21 protein-coding genes and 1 pseudogene are annotated in these 19,695 nt (G+C 32.9%); 5 read left to right on the top strand and 17 right to left on the bottom strand.

Going from position 1 to position 19,695, the window contains the following annotated elements; translation table 11 throughout:
• The first annotated feature begins 21 nt into the window (after positions 1–21).
• The 4 genes from QZU75_RS08315 (at position 22) to QZU75_RS08300 (ending at position 5,915) form a co-directional block, all read left to right on the top strand.
• The gene (locus QZU75_RS08315; RefSeq protein ID WP_296882953.1) at positions 22–3,204 is read left to right on the top strand and encodes a C1 family peptidase; all 3,183 of its coding nucleotides are present in this window, start codon (positions 22–24) and stop codon (positions 3,202–3,204) included.
• Positions 3,205–3,675: 471 nt separating this feature from the next.
• Positions 3,676–4,440 (top strand): TFIIB-type zinc finger domain-containing protein, encoded by a 765-nt coding sequence (locus tag QZU75_RS08310; RefSeq protein WP_296882951.1) that lies wholly within the window; start codon positions 3,676–3,678, stop codon positions 4,438–4,440.
• A 21-nt stretch (positions 4,441–4,461) separates the two neighbouring features.
• Positions 4,462–5,619 (top strand): SPFH domain-containing protein, encoded by a 1,158-nt coding sequence (locus QZU75_RS08305; protein WP_296882950.1) that lies wholly within the window; start codon positions 4,462–4,464, stop codon positions 5,617–5,619.
• 77 nt (positions 5,620–5,696) lie between these two features.
• Complete coding sequence (locus tag QZU75_RS08300; protein ID WP_296882949.1) at positions 5,697–5,915, top strand: PRC-barrel domain-containing protein; 219 nt, start codon at positions 5,697–5,699, stop codon at positions 5,913–5,915.
• A gap of 5 nt (positions 5,916–5,920) precedes the next feature.
• On the opposite strand, the gene QZU75_RS08295 is transcribed toward QZU75_RS08300, so the two are convergent.
• The 4 genes and pseudogenes from QZU75_RS08295 to QZU75_RS08280 all read right to left on the bottom strand — a co-directional run bounded on the left by QZU75_RS08295 (position 5,921) and on the right by QZU75_RS08280 (position 7,956).
• Positions 5,921–6,292, bottom strand: a complete 372-nt coding sequence (locus QZU75_RS08295) for a hypothetical protein (RefSeq protein ID WP_296882948.1) — start codon at positions 6,290–6,292, stop codon at positions 5,921–5,923.
• 42 nt (positions 6,293–6,334) lie between these two features.
• Entirely contained in the window at positions 6,335–7,018 is a 684-nt protein-coding gene (locus QZU75_RS08290; RefSeq protein ID WP_296882947.1) for a DNA alkylation repair protein, read from the bottom strand.
• Entirely contained in the window at positions 7,011–7,430 is a 420-nt protein-coding gene (locus tag QZU75_RS08285; protein ID WP_296882945.1) for an RNA-binding protein, read from the bottom strand. Before QZU75_RS08285 ends, QZU75_RS08290 begins: the two co-directional genes overlap by 8 nt.
• A gap of 27 nt (positions 7,431–7,457) precedes the next feature.
• Positions 7,458–7,956, bottom strand: a pseudogene (locus QZU75_RS08280) (50S ribosomal protein L15e).
• Between the two features lie 279 nt (positions 7,957–8,235).
• Here QZU75_RS08280 and QZU75_RS08275 point away from each other — a divergent pair.
• Positions 8,236–8,637: a DUF3795 domain-containing protein gene (locus QZU75_RS08275; protein ID WP_296882943.1), complete on the top strand. Its 402-nt coding sequence runs from the start codon at positions 8,236–8,238 to the stop codon at positions 8,635–8,637.
• Positions 8,638–8,839: 202 nt separating this feature from the next.
• On the opposite strand, the gene QZU75_RS08270 is transcribed toward QZU75_RS08275, so the two are convergent.
• The 13 genes from QZU75_RS08270 to QZU75_RS08210 form a co-directional block, all read right to left on the bottom strand.
• On the bottom strand, positions 8,840–9,409 hold the full coding sequence (locus tag QZU75_RS08270) for an FmdE family protein (protein ID WP_296882942.1): 570 nt from the start codon (positions 9,407–9,409) through the stop codon (positions 8,840–8,842).
• Between the two features lie 222 nt (positions 9,410–9,631).
• The gene (locus tag QZU75_RS08265; RefSeq protein WP_296882941.1) at positions 9,632–10,060 is read right to left on the bottom strand and encodes a DUF3021 domain-containing protein; all 429 of its coding nucleotides are present in this window, start codon (positions 10,058–10,060) and stop codon (positions 9,632–9,634) included.
• A gap of 8 nt (positions 10,061–10,068) precedes the next feature.
• Positions 10,069–10,509, bottom strand: coding sequence for a LytTR family DNA-binding domain-containing protein (locus QZU75_RS08260; protein WP_296882940.1), 441 nt, complete (start codon positions 10,507–10,509; stop codon positions 10,069–10,071).
• 4 nt (positions 10,510–10,513) lie between these two features.
• On the bottom strand, positions 10,514–10,789 hold the full coding sequence (locus QZU75_RS08255) for a 2TM domain-containing protein (RefSeq protein ID WP_296882939.1): 276 nt from the start codon (positions 10,787–10,789) through the stop codon (positions 10,514–10,516).
• On the bottom strand, positions 10,790–11,041 hold the full coding sequence (locus QZU75_RS08250) for a 2TM domain-containing protein (protein WP_296882937.1): 252 nt from the start codon (positions 11,039–11,041) through the stop codon (positions 10,790–10,792).
• Between the two features lie 118 nt (positions 11,042–11,159).
• Complete coding sequence (locus tag QZU75_RS08245; protein ID WP_296882936.1) at positions 11,160–11,858, bottom strand: diacylglycerol/polyprenol kinase family protein; 699 nt, start codon at positions 11,856–11,858, stop codon at positions 11,160–11,162.
• Positions 11,858–12,976 (bottom strand): tocopherol cyclase family protein, encoded by a 1,119-nt coding sequence (locus QZU75_RS08240; RefSeq protein WP_296882934.1) that lies wholly within the window; start codon positions 12,974–12,976, stop codon positions 11,858–11,860. The genes QZU75_RS08245 and QZU75_RS08240 overlap by 1 nt, the downstream gene beginning before the upstream one ends.
• A gap of 81 nt (positions 12,977–13,057) precedes the next feature.
• Positions 13,058–15,175: a nitrous oxide reductase family maturation protein NosD gene (locus QZU75_RS08235; protein ID WP_296882933.1), complete on the bottom strand. Its 2,118-nt coding sequence runs from the start codon at positions 15,173–15,175 to the stop codon at positions 13,058–13,060.
• A 248-nt stretch (positions 15,176–15,423) separates the two neighbouring features.
• Positions 15,424–15,525 carry a zinc-ribbon domain-containing protein gene (locus tag QZU75_RS08230; protein ID WP_296882932.1) on the bottom strand — a complete coding sequence of 34 codons (102 nt, stop codon included), beginning with the start codon at positions 15,523–15,525 and terminating at the stop codon, positions 15,424–15,426.
• An 8-nt stretch (positions 15,526–15,533) separates the two neighbouring features.
• Positions 15,534–15,962, bottom strand: a complete 429-nt coding sequence (locus tag QZU75_RS08225; protein ID WP_296882930.1) for an EamA family transporter — start codon at positions 15,960–15,962, stop codon at positions 15,534–15,536.
• 274 nt (positions 15,963–16,236) lie between these two features.
• Positions 16,237–16,635, bottom strand: a complete 399-nt coding sequence (locus QZU75_RS08220) for a hypothetical protein (protein WP_296882929.1) — start codon at positions 16,633–16,635, stop codon at positions 16,237–16,239.
• Positions 16,636–17,061: 426 nt separating this feature from the next.
• A complete protein-coding gene (locus QZU75_RS08215; RefSeq protein WP_296882927.1) occupies positions 17,062–18,894 on the bottom strand; it encodes a hypothetical protein in 1,833 nt (610 codons plus the stop codon).
• Positions 18,895–19,049: 155 nt separating this feature from the next.
• Positions 19,050–19,685, bottom strand: coding sequence for an HPP family protein (locus QZU75_RS08210; RefSeq protein WP_296882926.1), 636 nt, complete (start codon positions 19,683–19,685; stop codon positions 19,050–19,052).
• Positions 19,686–19,695 lie beyond the last annotated feature (10 nt).

Raw genomic sequence — 19,695 nt, 5'->3', positions numbered from 1 at the left:
TATATTTAATTGTGATAATTTATGAAAGCTTTAAAAATTTTGATTGTCATGCTTATTTTGATAATGTCGGTGGGAGCAGTCTGTGCAGCAGAAAGCATCTCCGACAATGCAATAGGAGATGACAGTAAAGAAATATTAAAAACGGTTCAGGAGGATATCACAACTGAAGACAGTGCAGATATTCTTAAAACCACTCAGAATGACCTCTACACAGCAAGTGAAGATTCATTCACCAACTTGACTGATGAAATAGCTGGAAAAGATGTCGTGGATTTAACTCACGACTACAAATTCAACAACGAAACAGATAACCGTAGTGGAATTGTTATTAACAAGGATAATTTTGTCTTCAACGGTAACGGCCACACAATTGATGGTAAAAATCAATCAAGAATATTCAACATTACCTCAAACAATGTAACAATAAACGATTTAATCCTAATCAACGGTAATGCCGAAAAGGGTGGAGCAATATATTCTACAGGACCATTAACATTAAACAATGTAACTTTCATTAGCAACTATGCAAGTAAAAATGGTGGTGCTGTAGCAGTCTACGAAGATGTAACTATTAATTGTAACAATTCCAAATTCATTGACAATTATGCTGGTGAAGGCGGATCATCATTTGTAGTTGCGAAAGGAAAACTAAATCTTTACAATTCATACATTACCTCAAAAATATATGCTAAAGCAGGCCAGGTCATGGGTTCCACAGGTTCCCAATTTAATCTCGAAAACATTACCTTTGCCAATACCACTGCCACATATTCACCATCAATATATCTTGTAGGTTCCAAAATTAGAATAATTAATTCCAAATTTATTAATCTGAAAGCTAATCTTACCGCAGGTGCAATGAGCCTTAGGGAAGGCGGCGAACTTTACATTAGCAATTGTGAATTCATAAACACTACTTCTTCCAGAAATGCAGGAGCAGTTTATGTAGACATTACAGGATATAATCCGGGCAATGAGGGTAATGTGACAATAATCGATTCCAAATTTAAGGATGCATCTTCTGAGTTTGGTGGAGCATATGTCCAATTGGGCGGACAGTTCTGGCTAAACAATACAGAATTCATAAACAACCATGCTGCATTCAATGGTGGAGCAATTTACCTTTCATTTACAGAAACTGAAATCAACAATTGTACTTTTGAATCAAATAGTGCGGGTATAATTGAGGATTATCCAACTTCTGGTGGAGCAATATTCTCAGATATCTCTACACTAAACATAACCAACTCCAGGTTCTTCAACAATGTTGCAAGTGAAGGTAATGCAATATATGCCTATGATAGCTCATTCAACATTAAAGGTTCAACATTCAAAAACAATACAAATGCCGTTTTCAGTGTTTTTACTAAAAAATATACCATAGATACAACCACTGAATTAAATAATGAGACTGTTTCAACCAATAATACATTCTATGCAACAATAATGGTTGGAAAAGGCATGGATTTAACTCTGGTTAACAATAACATTAATGTTGATACTCTTCCAGCCAAATTTGATTTGCGTGACTGGGGATGGGTTTCACCTATTAGAGACCAAGGATGGATGGGTGCCTGCTGGACTTTTGGAATGTCAGGTTCATTAGAATCAGTATTATTAAAAGCTACAGGAATTCCATTTAATGTTTCTATGAATAACATGAAAACTGTGATGAAATATTCACCTTATGGAGCTATGGAAGTATTTGAAGGTGGAGCCAATCTTGCTTCTGTTGGTTATTTATTGAGCTGGCTTGGAGCAATTCCATATGGCGTAGATACTTATGATGAACTTGGAAAAATTACAATGCCAACCACAACAGGCAATGACATTCATGTTCAGGATGTGATATTCATACCGAATAATGAAATACCTAACGGTACTCAAATTAAATTGGCAATATTGAAATACGGATCTCTGGATGTGTCCTTTTTCGGACAAGCTTCATTCGATGATGAAGTTCAGTATTATAATCCGAAAACCTGTGCACAATATGTCGATATGCCTGAAGGTGCAAACCATGAAGTATCCATTATCGGATGGGATGATAATTTCCCAAAAGAAAAATTCCTATACACCCCTCCGGGCAATGGGGCATGGATTGTCAAAAACAGTTATGGTTCTGAGTGGGGAGACAACGGAGTCGTCTATGTTTCATATTATGACAAATCACTCCTTGCATATAAGCCAGGCAAGGTCACTGATTACGCTGCCGCTGCCATAATCGAAAATACTGTGCCATACAATAAAAACTATCAATATGACATTACATGGCTTTCTAATTTTGAGCGAAGTAATGGAACTATAAGTTATATGAATGCCTTTGAAGCATTGGATGATGATTTGATTGCTGCTGTTGGAACATACTTCAATGAGAGTGGCGTCAATTATACAGTCAAAATTTTTGTAAACGATGAATTAAAATTGACTCAGGAAGGAGTGTCCCCATATGTTGGTTATCACACTATCAAATTAGACAGTTACATACCAATCAAACAAGGTGATGTCTTCAAAGCAGAAATAACATCAAATTGGGTGCCATACCTTCTTTTAGAGGATACTAGGGTTCATTATGTTCAAAACATTTCATATGTATCATTTGACGGAAAAACATGGAAAGATGCTTATGATTTAGGTTATATCGCTTGTTTAAAAGTTTATACTGTTGAAGATGATACAAAAATCATCAACAATAAAAACATTTCAGTAGACTATGATGGAGGCAAATACTTCTCCGTTAAAGTTGTAACCGCTGACGGTCATACCACTGTTGCAGGTGCAAAAGTCACCTTCACAATCAACAAAAATACAAAAACAGTGCCAACCGACAAAAACGGAATAGCAAAAATAAAAATAACAGACATCCCTAAAAAATACACAATAACAACCAAATATGCGGGTGAAACCTACAAAAACACTGTTACTGTTAAACAAGTACTTAAAGCAAGCAAAGTTACCGTCAAAAAGACAGCCAAAAAATTTACCCTGAAAGCAACTCTTAAAATCAATGGAAAACTCCAAAAAGGAAAACTGATAACATTTAAGTTTAATGGAAAAACCTACAAAGTCAAAACCAATGCAAAAGGCATTGCGCAAAAAACATTAAACAAAAAAGTTATCAACAAGCTCAAAAAAGGTAAAACATACACTGTCAAAGTAACTTACAAAAAAGACACAATAAAAACAACTGTAAAAGTTAAGTAGATAATTTCTATCTACTTTTTTTCTATTTTTAATTTCCTATTGTTTTCCATTAAGAAATCATTGATAAAAACAATAGCTACTTTTTTTGATTCAATTTAATGATTTGACATTAACATTAAGGGACACCACATTGTAAATCAAATAGGATTTTAAAATGAGATATATCAGAAATGTAGTTTTGAATAAGTAATGGAAATGTCAATGTTGCCTATTAATCCCGATTCTCTAAAGCAATTACGATCTTCTGATGTAAAGTGAGGACATAATAGAGATTATAACTGATTTTGAGTTTTAGTTAATTAATAATGCTTGATACTTTAATGAAAAGCATTAAAAAAAAGATAAATAAAAATTAAATAAAAATCAATTGAATACTTAAATTCAATAGATTAAAAATTTTAATTACATACTTTAAAATACAATAATTTACATAATTATTATTGAATAATTAATTTATAAAAGGTAGTTTATATGAATGAATTAATGTGTGAAATGTGTGGAAGCAACATGGTTACAAGGGAAGGCGGATTTTATGTCTGTCAGGCCTGCGGCACAAAATTTCCTGTAAATGACCCTGCAAATATAAGTGAGCAATCCTCCAGTTATGACTCATCTTCCGAATTAGATAATCTATATGAACTTGCAAGAAGAGCGCGTGACAGGGGAGATGCAGAATTTGGACACAGATATTATAGTGAAATTTTAATTAGAAATCCAAATGACTGGGAAGCCCAGTACTATTCAGGTTACTACAGAGCATTTTTATATGATTATTTAGATGAAAATGCAGTTGATGAACTTTATTACTCAATTGCATCTGCAGTAGAGATAGTTGAAGGCCTTGAAGATGATGAAGAGAAAAATGAAGCTATAAAAATGTTTACAGATGAAACATTCGGACTTGTTGAAAGTTTTTATGATGCCTATCTTGAACAGCTGGAATATGCATATTCAGAAGTGGAAGATTATGAATGGTATCTCATTACCATTTTAGAATTAAGCTATCTGTTAAATAATTATGGAGATTTGGTTGAAAACGTAACTGACGATACATTTCAGGATGCTTTGGACTCCTGGATTTATTCCATTGACATTCACACACCAATGTATAAGTATATAAGCTTTTTTGATAAGGGAGAACATGACAAATACATTGACGGATATGTTGAAAAAATTCATGAATATAACCCTGATTATGAAAAACCTAAACCTAAAAAACTATTCGGAATACTTTAAAAAAAATATGGAGGAAATAAAATGGTTGAACTTTTAAAAGTAATAAAATTTGAAGGAGACAAGGACACATTAGTCTGGAAACATCCTGCAGAAGACTTTAACACACATTCAAAATTAATTGTTCATGAATCACAAGTAGCTATATTCTATAAAGACGGAAAAGCTCTGGATGAATTTGGCCCAGGAAAATACACATTGGAAACCGGAAACATACCAATTCTGAGAGGATTGATAAATTTACCTACCGAAGGAGTAAGCCAGTTCCACTGTGAAGTCTATTTTATTAACAAGGCAACTTCATTAAATGTAATCTGGGGAACAAGCAGCCGTTTTCCTGTTATTGAACCAACATTTCAAATACCAATAAATGTCGGTGCATCAGGTGTTATGGATATTGTTATTGATGATGCTAAAAAATTCATGGTAAACGTAATGGGAACCCAAACATTCAACACCATCGACCAGCTTACAGATTACTTCAAAGGCAAAATAACCACAAAGGTCAAAAACTACCTGTCAAAAATTATGTCTGAAGTAAGCTATTATAACATTACACAGCATTTAGAGGAAATTTCTGAGGCTTTGCATGAAAAATTAAAAGAAGATTTCAAAGAATATGGTGTGAACCTCGTAACATTCTACATATCCAATATTGTTGTTCCTAAAGAGGAAACCAAAAAACTTGAAGCCGTATTAAACAAAAAAATGGAATACGGTACTCTCGGATTCAATTGGGCTGATGAACAAATGGCAGATGTTGCTAAAAAATATGCTGAAAATCCTGGAAATAAAGGCGGCGTTGATGGAATGGTAGCAGGTTTTCCTATGGCAATGGCATTCGGTCAGATGTTAGGAAACAACGTTGGCGGAAACATGTCAGGAGGATTATTTGCAGGCGGTCAAAACTTCGGAGCCGACCAGCAACAAGTAAATCAAGCACCACAGCAGCAAGCAAACCCCCAACAAGTAAATCAAGCACCACAACAACCTGTTAACAATGAATCTCAAGGAGAGGTATCATTCTGTACCAAATGTGGAAACAAGCTGGCACCTGACGCAATGTTCTGCTCAAAATGTGGAAACAAAGTACATCAGGAATTAAAATGCAGCAATTGCGGAAGATCCCTTGAACCTGACGACATGTTCTGTTCAGGATGCGGTCATCCTGTAAATGAATAGATGAAACACCACTTTTTTCATCTTTCATCTCTTATTTTTTTAGTAGAATAATCTTATTTAATAGTCTAAGTGATAAAATGAACATTAAAAGCATAATTGGAAAAAATGTGATTGATAAACGAGCAGAAAAAATCGGAAAAATAGAAGATATGGATTTAAATACAAAAACAGGACAAATTAATAGTGTTTTAATTGATTTGAAAACAAATGTTCGCAGTCAGGGAAAAATCATTGTAGAATATGAACATGTGACTGCAGTTGGAGAATATGTTTTCATAGATATAGAAGTTGAATAGGAATGTTATTTGATTACTGAAACATTCCCTTCATAAGAACAAGCCTGATATTTACCATTGCCAGCAAATGTGAAACTGCTGTAATAATTTGCATCACCCGAACCTGATTGGACATTATCCACCTTAAATTCCCCATTTTCATTAGTAGTAACGTTTTTAATTTCATGATTTGGAGTTTGATAGGTAACTGTTTGATTTGCAACACCATAACTGTAGGCATCCATTAAAACACCTGCAAAAGAAGAGTTTTCATGGACTTCGGTTTCATTAATAACCATAAAGGTAGGCACATTATTATTAAACTGATATAAAAATACCCCTATGCAAATTACAAAAGCAATCAAAATAATTATTAGATAATAGCTTTTCCTCTCCATAATTTCACCTTACTACTATATTGGAGAAAATTTAAAATAAAGTTAACCTTTTTCCATGAGTTTCTTTTGAACTTTTTCACTTTCAAGTTCACGAATCGCACCCCTTGCGACCCATCTGCTTGATTTGTTATCGATTTCAAGAATTTCATAAGCCAGTTTTAGAGCTTTTCTGTTGTTTTCTACATTGGATTTTCCAATTTGTCTTAATGCCCAATTGACTGACTTTTTGACAAAATTTCTATTGTCTTTAGACCCCTGCTTAATTATTTCAAAGTACCTGTCAAAATCAGAATCTTTGTTGTGAACTGCCAATACTGCAATCAGGCTAAAAGCAGTTCTTTTGACAAATTCTTCTTCAGCTTCTGCCCAAATGAAAATGCTGTCAATAGCCTCAGGAATGAATCTCAAAAGATTGATGCATGCCTGGTCCACCAAGTCCCATGAATAGAATGTATACACCCAGTCATTCAATTGAAGCGAATCAACCTTTTCAGGTTTTTCAACAAGTGTTGCCATAAGGTAGGTCTCATGATAGCCATAATTCCAAAGTTTTAATGCCATTTCATGGTTTTTGCCGCACTGCTTTGCAATCTTTCTAATCTGAGGCAATCTGAGTCCATAACTTTTAACATAGGTAATTCCAAATTTTTTCATGTTTTTGGCGAAATCTTCATTGGATGCCTCTTCAAATTCCTGAATAATCTGGTTAAATTCCATATTAATCATTTAAAATAGCTTCACGGACTTTATCAACTGCAATCTGCTTTTTAGCAGGGAAAGCTGCAATTTTTACTTTGAGATGGATTGAATCCCCTTTATCCAGAATTGTCCATTTTTCATCTAAAGCATCGGCTTTGTCAAATCTTAAAAACCAGTTTCCTTTTTCATCCATTTTACGTTCTAAATCGGAATTTAATTTGTCTAAATCAGTCCACTCGAGGAGTGTGTTAAAAAAAGTCTTTGTGTATCTTTTTTTGGATACTACACCTGATAAAATTATTATTTTATCTTCCAGAATTCCTTCAGCTTCTTCGGCTTCAATTTCAGCTTCAGGAAGAATATTTAAAATAGCTTGAGTTATATCATCAATGCTTTCATCTTCATAAACGAAAGCTCTAAATTTGATATTATGAATCATTTTAATCAAAAAAGGAATGAAGAAAAATTAGATTTTTCTTCTTCTAGCTTGTTCTGAGCCTTTTCCTTTAGATTTGATTCCACGTCCTTTGTTACCAGCACTAGTTAAGCCTCTAAGAGCTCTGTTAGTGTGTTTTTTGGAGCAAATCCAATTGATTTTTTTATCGTTGATAATAGAAGGACTGTTAGGATCAACTAAAATTACTTCATAATATTTATGTTTTCCAGTAGACCATACCCAGTAAGAGTTTAAAACTTCCATGTTAGGGTATTTTTTAGCTACACGTTCTTCAGCAATTCTTTGAATGGATTTTGCTTGAGTGATTTTGTTTACACCCATTCTTTTAGGTTTACGACCATTGAAACGACGGGTTTTCCTTCTTCCACCACGTCTTACTCTGGTTCTTACTAAAACAAAACCTTTTTTAGCTCTGTAACCTAAACTTCTAGCTCTGTCGAGTCTAGTAGGTCTTTCAATTCTTTGAACTGCACCGGTTTTTCCATGCGTCTCTAATATATTTATACATAAATAACACCTTTTTGTTCAGCCACGAAGGCCACATCCATATGGGAACTTATCCCAAAAAAAGTATATTTTCACTGCTAAAAAATAACAGTAATAAACTATTTGTTTTATGTATTTATAAATGTATCGTAAAAATGAGATTTTTACTTATAATTACAAGACAAATCAATTTTTAAATTACCCCGATATTTTCTTTTCCAATATTCTGTTTCATTCGAAATTACTTTGAAAACTTAATACATAATACAATTATTAATATCAAATCAAATATAGTAATATTATGAAAATGCCTGATGAAATTGATTCAAAATTACTTGCACCTTGTGGAATTAACTGCATTAGCTGTGAAAAATACCAAAATCCCTGTGCAGGATGCCTTATAAGTGATGATGGAAAAAACAAGGCCAGTTTAAAGTGCAAAATTAAAACCTGTTTTGATTCTAAAAATTTCAGCTATTGCGGACGCTGCAGCGAGTTTCCATGCCCTCTGATGAAAAAGCACTCAAAAAAATATGTCAAAAGACATGATTTAAACACACTTGACAGTGCCAAAAGGATAAAAACCACAGGCATCGGCCGAATGATGGCTCAGGACAGAGAAAAATGGTTATGTCCAGAGTGCGGAGGAGTTGTAAAATTCCAAAGCAAAACCTGCAGCGAATGCGGTTTCAAAATTGATTAAATCAATGATTTGATTAAAAATTTTGATAGTTAAAATAAAAAACATGACTTTAAATAAAGCTGAAATTAATATAAAGACACTTCAAATGAAAAATAGAATTTAAAATAAATGAAGTATCCATCATTCCAACCATATTCACAATCTAATTAAAAAAATAAAAACATGAAAAATAAGAAAAATAGGGTGAATAAAAACTACAATATTATTCATCAATTATTTCGTAATAGGAACCATCAGCACATGATTTACAAACTGGTTTTCCACCAATGAGTTTATGGCGACCATCAGAAACTTTTTCACCACAAACAGAACAGAATGCAGTAGTGTATGGTTTGCCAGGCATGTCTCCAGGACCCAACTCGATTTTAACTTTATCCACTTTAAACAATTGTTCAGGAGGAGCTCTTCTAAAACGAGCAATCATTTCCTCTTTGGTTTCATCATCCTTGCATTTTTTATTGGCATCAGCATCAGTTATTCTTAAAGCCTCACCTGTATCCTGATTATAGAATGTTGCTGCGAATTTACCATAATACATTTGTTTCAAGGTTCTTTTACCCATAGAACAACCTGTGACAGACTGAACCGCATCAGACATGCATCTGTCGATTTCCAAAAATACTATCAAATTTTTGTGCCTTTCATTTAAAGGCATATCGAGCAATTCCAAACCGTACATTGCAAGTTTGGTTCCAATGGCAATTCCACCGCAGACATGACCGTGAAACTCAGCTGCCTTTGCCAATTGTTCGTCATAATCTTTTTCATTCATTTTAACACCTCACAACTACAATTTTAAATTTGTTTTCAGGAGTACACATACTTTTCTTTTAATATCCAATTCTATCAATTTAATCAATAAAATAGATTTTTTAAGGTTTTCTTCAGCTCATCACCATCAGGAGTTAAAAAATCTTTTAACTTCTTATCTTTCATGATTGCCACTTTTGTTGAGATTACAAAAAGAGTAAATAGCCAAGCTATTTACTTTATACTATTTTTTAACATTTAATTTATTATTCAAATCACGGGCAACCATATAATAATATATGTAAAAACCGCACCAGAAAACTGCCGCAAATATGCATGCGATTATTATCCATTCAATAATTATGCTGATTCCCAAGTTAACAGGCATCCATTGAAGATAAATAGCAACAATGAAGAGTATAATCATTCCAATACCCATCTGGAATGCTACCTGAAGCGGAAATGCAATGTCCTCTTTTTCATAAATTAATCCAGTCAAAGAAAATCCCCAACCGACTACAATTGATCCTAAAAATGCATTGATAATTGTTGTACCGCTAAAGCTTACATTTTGAGGACCGTCTTGTAAAGATATCAAAACCATGACAAACATTACAATAAAACAACCAACGAAAGCACCCAATGCCAACCTTTTCATTAAATCAACTTTCATATTCTCACCTACAAATCCAAAGCCTCTTTAAAACCAGGTAAATATTTTCTTGAGATATTATCCTTTAAACCATTTTTAAGCTGTATAAACATCATTCCCTTAAGTGAAGGGGCAACCCTTTCAACTTTCTTTAAATTGACAATAGCCGATTTTGAAATTCTTACAAAATCACTGCCTAATGTCTCTTCAACCTGATACAACGGCTTTTTAATCAGGTAATTGTTGTTTTCAGTGTATACAACCACCTGCTTATCTTCAACCCTAAACATATACACGTCACTGAACTCCAAAAGAGCAATATCTGATCCTTTTTTAACGGCCAGCATGTCATTTGAATCTTCACTTTCAAGAATTGACATCGCTTTAGATATATTATCTGTCAATTCATTGGTGTGTATGTCTGCATATGGCTCTTCAATATCTCTTGAAACAAACAGATTTACTTTCATGATTTTAATCTCTTAACTTTTCCATTTCTTCATTAATCTTACGTTCACGGTACTCTACAGTATTAAATTTATTCACAAAGACAAATGCATTTAAAAATTTGACAAATACCCCAATACCCCAGAAAAATGCAGGGAACAGTACCCACCAGAATTCTGGAGTGTATACTGCATTGACGATTGCCAGAAATGCATTTACAATTAAATAAATTGTAAAACTTTTATAGAATTTGATTTTTGCATCTGCACGTTCTTCAGCTAACACACGTAAATTATCGTTCATTTAATCACCCATTTTTGAAATTTCTTTTTGAATCAATTTTTCACGATGATTACTGAGAGAATAAGCCTTGAAAAAATCATCAATAACGCCAATTCCCCAGAAAAACATTACACATGCAACTAACCAATAGCTATGTAAAAATATGTGACAAATTATAGCTATTAATGTATTTACAATTAAATATTTATATAAATTTTCTTTGAATTTTATTTTTGCATCAACTCTTTTTTCGGCTTCTTCTCTTAAATTCATTTTATCACCATTCGATAATATTAATTAGAAAAATAATATATAAATGGCTATTTGGCAATATCTCCAAGATGCAAAAATTAGTTACTGAAATGCAAAAAATAAGAATTGAAATTAGCGGCTATAATACAGCCACTAAATAATATAAAATAGAAGTTACTGCAGGAACTGTTAAATTGTCAATTCCACCATAACTGAAAGCTTCACATACTGTTGCAACAGCTGAAATCATCAATATGTAAACTATATTAAATTCAGGCATTGTACATCCTATTGAAGTGAAAACCATCCATACAAATACACTCATTACAGATGTAATAACAAACATTGTAAGAGATCCTTCAAGGGATTTTGTACCTCCGAATACAGTATATTTGACTTTACCAAACTTCTGACCAATCAATGCTGCAAATCCGTCACCGTATACCATAGGAACAATAGCCAATGCTACAATCCATATGAAATATTTAGGATCGTTTGCAGGAGCAATTGTTGTAAATACTGCAATCAGTACTGTCCAGATGCCTGCATAGAAAAATAAACCCAAAGCATGACCGGATTCTGTTACGCTGTTTTCAATTTTAACAGGTGAGTATTCAGTTAAAAAGAACAGGGCAATTGTAATCGGCAGTGTTAAAAACCACACCATTACCCAAGGATCTGAGAAAAACGGCATGGCAAATATCATGTTACCTACCATAATGTGCAGAAATTTACGTGAAACTTCAGGTCTTGTCTTTAAAACCATTTCTGCTACAACAAAAATGACAGCAACATAAATATATACTACAATTAACGCCAGGATATCAGTAAATATCATTACTTATCATACTCCCCATATTCACAGCCAGCATTTTCAATTTTAACATGATCGATTAATGTTCCGTCTTTTTTGTATAGTTTGATTTCACCCCAACCGTTTCCACCATTCCATAAACGGTTGTGTCTTTTTTGGCCATCGGGAGCTTCGTAGTTGATAAGTAACATTTCATCACGTTTACAATAGAGTACCAATTCCATTCTGGAATTTTTGTTGGATGCATTTATATGCCATGTATGAATCTCATCGCCTTCTTCAAAGTCAAAGTCTATTTTTACCATGTTCCAGAATCTTGCGAAGTTGTATTCATACATTGTTCCTTCATAATAAAATCCAATCAGGAGTTTGCGAGGTATTGAAATACCGAATGCTTTTGGTCTTCCTCCACCTGCTTCAAAAGCAGAATTATTGAGTTTTTTACCAGTTTTAAGGCTAGTTATATTGCATGAGGAAATCCAAAGCCATGGTGAGGTAAAGTCTCCTCCCCAGTTTTTATCAGCATATCCATATGATTTTTCAGGAATCACTTCGTATTCTTCACCATCAAGCCAGATGGATCCACTGTATTGAGTTTTAATTCCTTCTGCATGCCAGAACATTTCAAATGAATTTAATTTTCTAAATAATGAACTGGCACCATAACCAACATTAAAAGTGATTTGCTTATCAATATCCAAATCCCACATCATTTCTCCAGCATCACACATATATTCAGGGTGTTCGCGAGCTTCTTCTTCTGACACCCTAGAAAATCCGCTCATATGAGTTTCTGTTAAACTGCAATCCCCTACTCTAATGTTCAATTCATCATCAGGACAGTCAAAGTACTTCATTGAGTAAAAATTATGTATCTGTTTAGGATTTTTACCCCATGTTCCTGCTTTGACCATACAGTAGGACGGTTTTTTGCCTGCAGCCTTGTTTTCAGGCAATTGTCCAAGGGTAGGTTCTTCTTCAGCTAATGCTGGATTACATACAAAGTATTCAATAAAAAATGGCCTTGGTTCACCAGTTTTTTTATTATATGCAGTTAAGGAATGCCACCACCAGTCATAACCCTTTTTGGCCAGCGGTCCTTTGAGCATAAAATAATCCCTTTTCAAATCACTTTTATTCATAATAATCCTCCAAAGATAAGATAAAAATATTTTTGTTTTAAATATATTAAATAATTTGTTATAAAAAAAGAAAAAAGATGATTATTGCATTTTGGATTTCATTTGTTTAATATCATCACGATAATAAAAAGCAATTGTCAATAAAATTAATAAGATAATAAATGAAATACCAGCAACTCTTACAATATCATCTTCATCGAGAATAATCTGTTTTACTACAGACTGGCTATTTGCACTTCCTGCGCCTGAAGCCGGACCGTTACTGCTCTGGGAAGCTCCCTGCTGAGCGGAGGTATCTGTATCATAACTTTGTGAGACATCATTTACAGGATTATTTGAATTGCTGGACGGATCTGTCTGTTGGCTGTGAGTACCGTTACCGTTACTACGTTCACCCTCCTGAGACCCGGAATTTCCACCATTAGCATTTCCTCCAGAGCCATCACCATTGCCGTTTCCGTTTCCTCCACCAATATCACCATACAAATCATATTGAGGGATTGAAGGATACTCATAAGACGGAGACACCCCATTTATTTCAGGACTTGATTGGGTTTTTGAATCATAAACATTATCTCTTCTGGACATGTCCACAGTTGCTTTTACAATATCTCCGTCATTTGCATCCGCAGTAAATACTGCGGCTCCACCGCTGATTGTCATACTTACAGTTTTTCCGTTGTTGGTCTGGAATGTTAATGTTCTATCTGGAAGCAGACCAGCAATATTGCCGAAAGAATCCGTAAACAAAGCCTGAAACTTATTGTCTCCAATCTGTTTTACTGAAAATTTGATATATTTAGTGCTGACTTTAGGACATACTCCGTTATAGTCAGTGTACCAGTTGTCTCCAATCTGCAATTTGATACCATTTTCCTGATAATAAGTATCTTTTGCTTCAACATCACGACCTAGATTGCTAAATACAGCATTATAACTGATTTCCTGATTTTTAGGCATTACATAATTATTATAAAATCTGATACCATTTTCCCAGTTTTCAGTTATTACATTTGACTGGATTGTATTTGTTCCGACAATACCTAAAGAAATACCATTTTCATGATTGGCCTCAACCGTATTTGACCTGATATTTATGTTATCTCCAGCATATTTGATTTCAATACCGTCCTTTCCGTTTTTGGAAACAGTATTTTTATTAATCTGGATATTTTTTGGACCTTCACCATAATTAACACCATTGATGCTGTTGGTTAAATATACACCCTGTTTAGCGTTATTTGAAATAGTATTTCCGTCAATGTAGACATGGTTTACTTTAGCAACTCCCAGTCCAACTTCACCGTTATTGGAAATCGTATTGCCAAAAACATAAAGATAAGATGAATCTCCAACAACAATACCATTTTTAGAGTTTTTAACGATATTATTTTTAGTAATGTTCAGATATTTTGTCTCGGATGCAATAATAGCATTTCCTTTAGTCGTAATGTCATTTGCATAAATAGTTACATAATCAGAACCCTGAATTTTAACTCCATCACCGTTGCCCTGAATATTAAATCCTTTAATGGATGTTAAAGATGCATTTTTACCTTTAACTGTAATTACAGGACTTGATGATGTGGATTTTAATGTTGTATCAACAGTGCTAATTAATGATAAACTTTTTGTAATAACCAAATTTATGCCAGAATAGCTTTTTCCTTTAAATAAAATCACATTATTCACTTTAGCATTATCAATTATGCTTTGAATTTCAGAGTTACTTAAACCGCTTCCAACAACACGAGTATTATCCATTGTTATATGAGTTGTAATAGAAGATGCCTTATAATCAGCATTTCCGGCAAACCTAACAACAATTTTGTAGTTGCCATCCTTTAATTTAAGCTGAAGTGAAGAAATACCATTAGAATCAGTATTTTTATTATAGCTTTTGCCGTCAACAGTAAATGTCAGTTTAGCGTTAGCAACAGATTTGTTATTCTCATCAGAAAGTTTTACTTTAAAATAATCTCCTATGACATCGAATGTTGTATTGCTTTTTACATCAATATGTGTACTCAGTTTAGATGACGCTTCAACAACATCGGAATTTGAAGCCTTTAAAATTTGAGTATCGCCACTGTCTGTTTGAATACTGTTATCTGTGGAATTAACTTCATGTGCAACACTAAAATTTAGCGTTAATAATACAAATACAGTTAGTATAATAATAAAGCTTTTTTTACTCATATTTCACCTCCTTTATGTTCAATTATAAAGAAGTAATTATTGATAAATTATCTTTATGGATAATCTTATAAATTTAATAATATATATTATTGACTATTTTAAATTCAATAGTTTTTTTAACAAAAATAACAAAAATTATCCAATATTATTTAAAAAAAGATAATTTTAATAGATTTATAAAAAATAGATATGATATATTATGTATATCGTTAATGAAAAACAAGGAACGGTTAAATCATCAAGATAGATTAAAAATCATCTCCCTCATCTATGCAGTAAACATCATATCCGCAGTTCGGACAGTATTCCTCACCGTCTTCTACCCATTCACCGCAAACAGGACACCTCATTAAATCACCTACATATTAATTAGAATCAGACCAGCCATACAAACGAAAATTCCTGCAATCTGGTTTAATGAAACATTTTCCTTGTACAAGAAATAGCCTACGAAGATTAAAACACAAGCAAGACCAATATTTGCAACCACACTTGCCGTATTTACAGCCCATCCTGCACGATAAACAAACACATACCCAACTTCAAGTCCTACAATAGCAATTGCCAGAATAACTGAAGTCAAATTAATTTTTGATAATTCAAAAGCAATATTTGACGGTCCAACCATATACACAAAAATAATTGCAGATATTACAGTTGCAACCAGATATGTAACCATCAATGCACCAAAGGGGTTGACATCAGACGGCATTGACTTCATACATATATTATAGAATGTATTTGAAAGAATAACAATTAAAATTGGCCAGATCAGATTCCAATTCAAAACAACCACCAACATAAGAAATTGAAGTTAAATATTGTCTTTTGATATTGTTAAAACAAATTCTGATTAATTATATATTTCAATATATTATTAAATACTTTCATGAGTGCTGGAAGAAATTATTTGATTCTTAACACTTGAATATTCTGAAAAAATATTCAAATAAAAAAAATAGAAAAATTAGTAAAAAATAGAACTAAATTTAAAATTCAAAAATTTCAGCTAAACAATCAAAACGATAAAAAAAAAAAATAAAAAAGTATAAAGTAGAAATTTATACTACAACTTTTTCGATTAATTGTTCATTTGGAGCATCAATGTTTACAATTTGTTCTCCTACTTTATATACGAATAATGCACGACCATTTTTCTCCAAAAAGATTCCGTCTTTACCATTAATTGTTTTATTTTGGGAATCAGGTAGAGGAGTCATGTTAACATCACCATTCACAGCAAAAGTAGTAGCAGTTATATTATCAGTTCCATTTTCCATTACCACAATTGTTATAATAGCTTCTTTACCCTGAAATTCACCTGTTTGGTTAGTAACAGATAACTTTTCATTAACTTTAAATCCATCTGGAGCGTTAATATCTGCTGCAGCAGTAACAAAAGATAATGACATAGCAAATGCTAATAAAACAACGCTCATCAATAAAATCTTTTTATTCATTTTTTCACCTCTTAATTTTAAATTGTTATTTGAACTACTCAACTTGTAGAAGTTGAGGATACTTACTTCACGGACTGTATGCTCTAATGAGTATAAGATTACCATGATAGTCCCTTTGTCCAAAATGTTTCTGGCAATTTTCAAATGTTAATGTTTTCCTTTTTTATCGTTGAAAAAAGTTTTTATAAACTTTCTCATTGCCAATATTATTTTCAGTATTGTTTCTATTTAAAGTTAATTAGAAAAACATCAACAATAATACCCTTTTGTGCCATTATCCTTAACTTAGTTAAAATATTCCTGCATTATTTAGATAAATTATTTAATTTTAATTTCTGTTATATAACTTAAATGAATTTCTAAAATATTTCAGTATTTTACAAAGCAGCATCAGATCATTTAAAAAAAAATAGTAGAAAAAATTCCTTAAATCTGAGGAATTCTTTCATTGGTATTTTGGGCTGTCCATCCTTCACCAAAACTAGAATATGAACATTTTAATCGATTTTTAGTAGTTGATTTCAGATTATATTTCAGTTTTACTATTAAACCTGAAGTTTCATAGTTGTTAAACATCTTTTTCATATAACTTACTGTCAACCAGTTTGTTGGAATGTCATGGCTTCCATGGTCATAATCCCCTGAAGGATTTCCAACCAAAACCTTTTTGCCGTCCTTACTGATATCCAGGATTGCTACATAATGATACCAGGTATGGAAAATTAAAGCACGGCCTCCTTTCTTAAGTTCATTGATTGCTTTACTGAAGGATGATTTATAATAATAGCTACATTTGAAGTTGCATTTCTCCAAACCAATTTTAAGCCCCTTAGTAGTTGACCCGTCACGATAAGTGGATTTTGAAAGTATTGCAAGCTGCTTTTCACAGTAATAATTTTTCAAAAATTGACTGCACATACTTGATGAAGTAGGTCCGCATGTATATCCTGTATCCTGCACATCCCTTACCTGAGGATAAGTATAGGATTTGCCTTTAAGAGAAACTGAAATTTGAGTTGGCCAGTATCCTGCCTTATTTGCCTTAACGACTTTGGTATTGATGGCTCTTTCAATAACGTTCCATTTTTCCCTTACAATTACATGCTGCAGATTAGGCGCTTCTTTAGTTTTGAAAAAAACATAATTTGACATTTTGTTATATAAATAAAGATAATAGCTGTCCCTTTTTATTGTTTCAAGATATTGTGCTTTTAAAAGAGTGTATTTCATATCTCCATCAGCCATTACATAGCTTCCAGGCATTACATCTATATCAGGAGCGCCGTTGACCAGTGGAATTTTCTGTTTTGACGGATTTTTTACGCTTCCGGAAATTCCATCAACATTCTTTGTGGCATTTGATCCTATGATTGTTTCTGTGCCTCCGTATGTTACACTAATATTTAAAGCACCAGTCCCTGCTTTAGGAGCAAAAACAATTATTCCTTCAGGATTTGTTGTTTTAGTATATGTTTTATTTCCGATTTTTATTACAACAGTTTGCTGTGAGATAGCAGAAAGTGTGGAGCTTTTAAGATAAATTCTCAAATACCCGTTTGTAAGCAGTTTGTTATTTCCTATGACAACAGAGGTTGTTGCAGGAACTATCAGTGAAACTGTTTTGGAAACTGCACTATAATATTTATTTCCCTTAAATGAGATACTTAAAGAATATTTAGCATTAGGGTTTAAAAGATTTTTAAATGATGCAACTCCATTTTTATCAGTTGTTGAAGTGTATGTATTTCCATTTACCAAAAAGGATACTGTCTCATCAGTTATAGGATTTCCAAAATTATCCGTCATTGTAGTGTAAAAATATTTATACTTAAAAACAGTAGTGTTTCCAGGAGTAATTGTGGATTTAAGTTTTAAAACGTTAATGTCAAAAGTCTTATTGACGGCAGAGTAATTTCCACTGCCCATGAAAAATATGTCCAAATTATAATGAGCAGGTTTGAGATTTAATAATAAGCTGGCCTCACCGTCATTACCTGTGGAGATTGAATAATCCGCATTGTTAATTTTCGCTGTTAAATTCTGATTTGACAAAGGAGTATCATTTGAATCCTTTAGAAAAATTCCAATGGAATGCTGAGTGTAAACAGAAGAAGTGTTTACGGATATAACCGGAGATTCCTTAAGTTGAAAATCATTATCTGTAATGTTTTCCGCATTACTGTCCACAGCAGATGTGCAGGAGATACAGAACAGTGATAAAGCAATGCAAATAAATATAAATGTTATTTTTTTGTTCATAAAAATACCTCTTAGAATAACATTTATTTAAAATCATTTAAAAAGATTATTAAAAAAAAAATAAAGAAAGTATAAGACATATGGTCTTATTTTTCTTTAAACGTCAGTTAGTGTGGAAAATACAGGGTTTTTTTAGTTATGAAAGTTAGTTAGTGTTATTTTCTTGCTTTTCCAACACGGCGGGCAATAACCATTTCTCCAACAGAAATTAAGCCTGCAAAGAATTTTTCCAAACCGCCAGTAGACCAAATAGCTTCACCGAATGTGGCACTTACAATATTTGCTTCGTATTCTTCAGCAGTAATTTTTTGACCGGTGGTTTTTGTAGATACAATAGCTGAAGCAGACATCAGCTCTTCCCATGTTACTCCTTTCAGCTGGTTTTGCATTGCCTTGTATAATTTTTCCACTTTAATGTCATAAAGTTCAGACAATAATTCCACAATATCGCATGCGCGAACCATACCCACTATCTGATTGTCGTCATTTACAACAGGTACGGTTACAAATTTGTTGTTTGCAGTTAATATTACCGCTTTTCTTGCAGGATCATCTTCATGAACGGTTGCAACTTCTTCATAACCACTCATGATTTCTGATATTTTACTGTTTCCTTCCCTTAATCCTCTTGTAATGTCAAATGAAGTTATCCATCCGACCAATTGTTTTTTATCATTTACAACAGGACAGGTAAAACGTCTGATTTCTTCCATTACTTTTGAAACTTCAATTACATCGTCTTCGCAGTTCAAGTATACAAAGTTTTTATCCATTAATTCTTTTGCTCTCATAAACAACCCT

This window comes from uncultured Methanobrevibacter sp. (assembly GCF_902764455.1).
GTDB lineage: Archaea > Methanobacteriota > Methanobacteria > Methanobacteriales > Methanobacteriaceae > Methanocatella.
The sequence above is the reverse complement of the archived record's forward strand: the minus strand, read 5'-3'. Positions and strand labels throughout refer to the sequence as shown.

Excerpts from the sequence above, each read along its gene's own strand:
- QZU75_RS08315 (WP_296882953.1), top strand. The coding sequence starts at position 22 with ATGAAAGCTTTAAAAATTTTGATTGTCATGCTTATTTTGATAATGTCG.
- QZU75_RS08310 (WP_296882951.1), top strand. The coding sequence starts at position 3,676 with ATGAATGAATTAATGTGTGAAATGTGTGGAAGCAACATGGTTACAAGG.
- QZU75_RS08305 (WP_296882950.1), top strand. The coding sequence starts at position 4,462 with ATGGTTGAACTTTTAAAAGTAATAAAATTTGAAGGAGACAAGGACACA.
- QZU75_RS08300 (WP_296882949.1), top strand. The coding sequence starts at position 5,697 with ATGAACATTAAAAGCATAATTGGAAAAAATGTGATTGATAAACGAGCA.
- QZU75_RS08295 (WP_296882948.1), bottom strand. The coding sequence starts at position 6,292 with ATGGAGAGGAAAAGCTATTATCTAATAATTATTTTGATTGCTTTTGTA.
- QZU75_RS08290 (WP_296882947.1), bottom strand. The coding sequence starts at position 7,018 with ATGATTAATATGGAATTTAACCAGATTATTCAGGAATTTGAAGAGGCA.
- QZU75_RS08285 (WP_296882945.1), bottom strand. The coding sequence starts at position 7,430 with ATGATTCATAATATCAAATTTAGAGCTTTCGTTTATGAAGATGAAAGC.
- QZU75_RS08275 (WP_296882943.1), top strand. The coding sequence starts at position 8,236 with ATGAAAATGCCTGATGAAATTGATTCAAAATTACTTGCACCTTGTGGA.
- QZU75_RS08270 (WP_296882942.1), bottom strand. The coding sequence starts at position 9,409 with ATGAATGAAAAAGATTATGACGAACAATTGGCAAAGGCAGCTGAGTTT.
- QZU75_RS08265 (WP_296882941.1), bottom strand. The coding sequence starts at position 10,060 with ATGAAAGTTGATTTAATGAAAAGGTTGGCATTGGGTGCTTTCGTTGGT.
- QZU75_RS08260 (WP_296882940.1), bottom strand. The coding sequence starts at position 10,509 with ATGAAAGTAAATCTGTTTGTTTCAAGAGATATTGAAGAGCCATATGCA.
- QZU75_RS08255 (WP_296882939.1), bottom strand. The coding sequence starts at position 10,789 with ATGAACGATAATTTACGTGTGTTAGCTGAAGAACGTGCAGATGCAAAA.
- QZU75_RS08250 (WP_296882937.1), bottom strand. The coding sequence starts at position 11,041 with ATGAATTTAAGAGAAGAAGCCGAAAAAAGAGTTGATGCAAAAATAAAA.
- QZU75_RS08245 (WP_296882936.1), bottom strand. The coding sequence starts at position 11,858 with ATGATATTTACTGATATCCTGGCGTTAATTGTAGTATATATTTATGTT.
- QZU75_RS08240 (WP_296882934.1), bottom strand. The coding sequence starts at position 12,976 with ATGAATAAAAGTGATTTGAAAAGGGATTATTTTATGCTCAAAGGACCG.
- QZU75_RS08235 (WP_296882933.1), bottom strand. The coding sequence starts at position 15,175 with ATGAGTAAAAAAAGCTTTATTATTATACTAACTGTATTTGTATTATTA.
- QZU75_RS08230 (WP_296882932.1), bottom strand. The coding sequence starts at position 15,525 with ATGAGGTGTCCTGTTTGCGGTGAATGGGTAGAAGACGGTGAGGAATAC.
- QZU75_RS08220 (WP_296882929.1), bottom strand. The coding sequence starts at position 16,635 with ATGAATAAAAAGATTTTATTGATGAGCGTTGTTTTATTAGCATTTGCT.
- QZU75_RS08215 (WP_296882927.1), bottom strand. The coding sequence starts at position 18,894 with ATGAACAAAAAAATAACATTTATATTTATTTGCATTGCTTTATCACTG.
- QZU75_RS08210 (WP_296882926.1), bottom strand. The coding sequence starts at position 19,685 with ATGAGAGCAAAAGAATTAATGGATAAAAACTTTGTATACTTGAACTGC.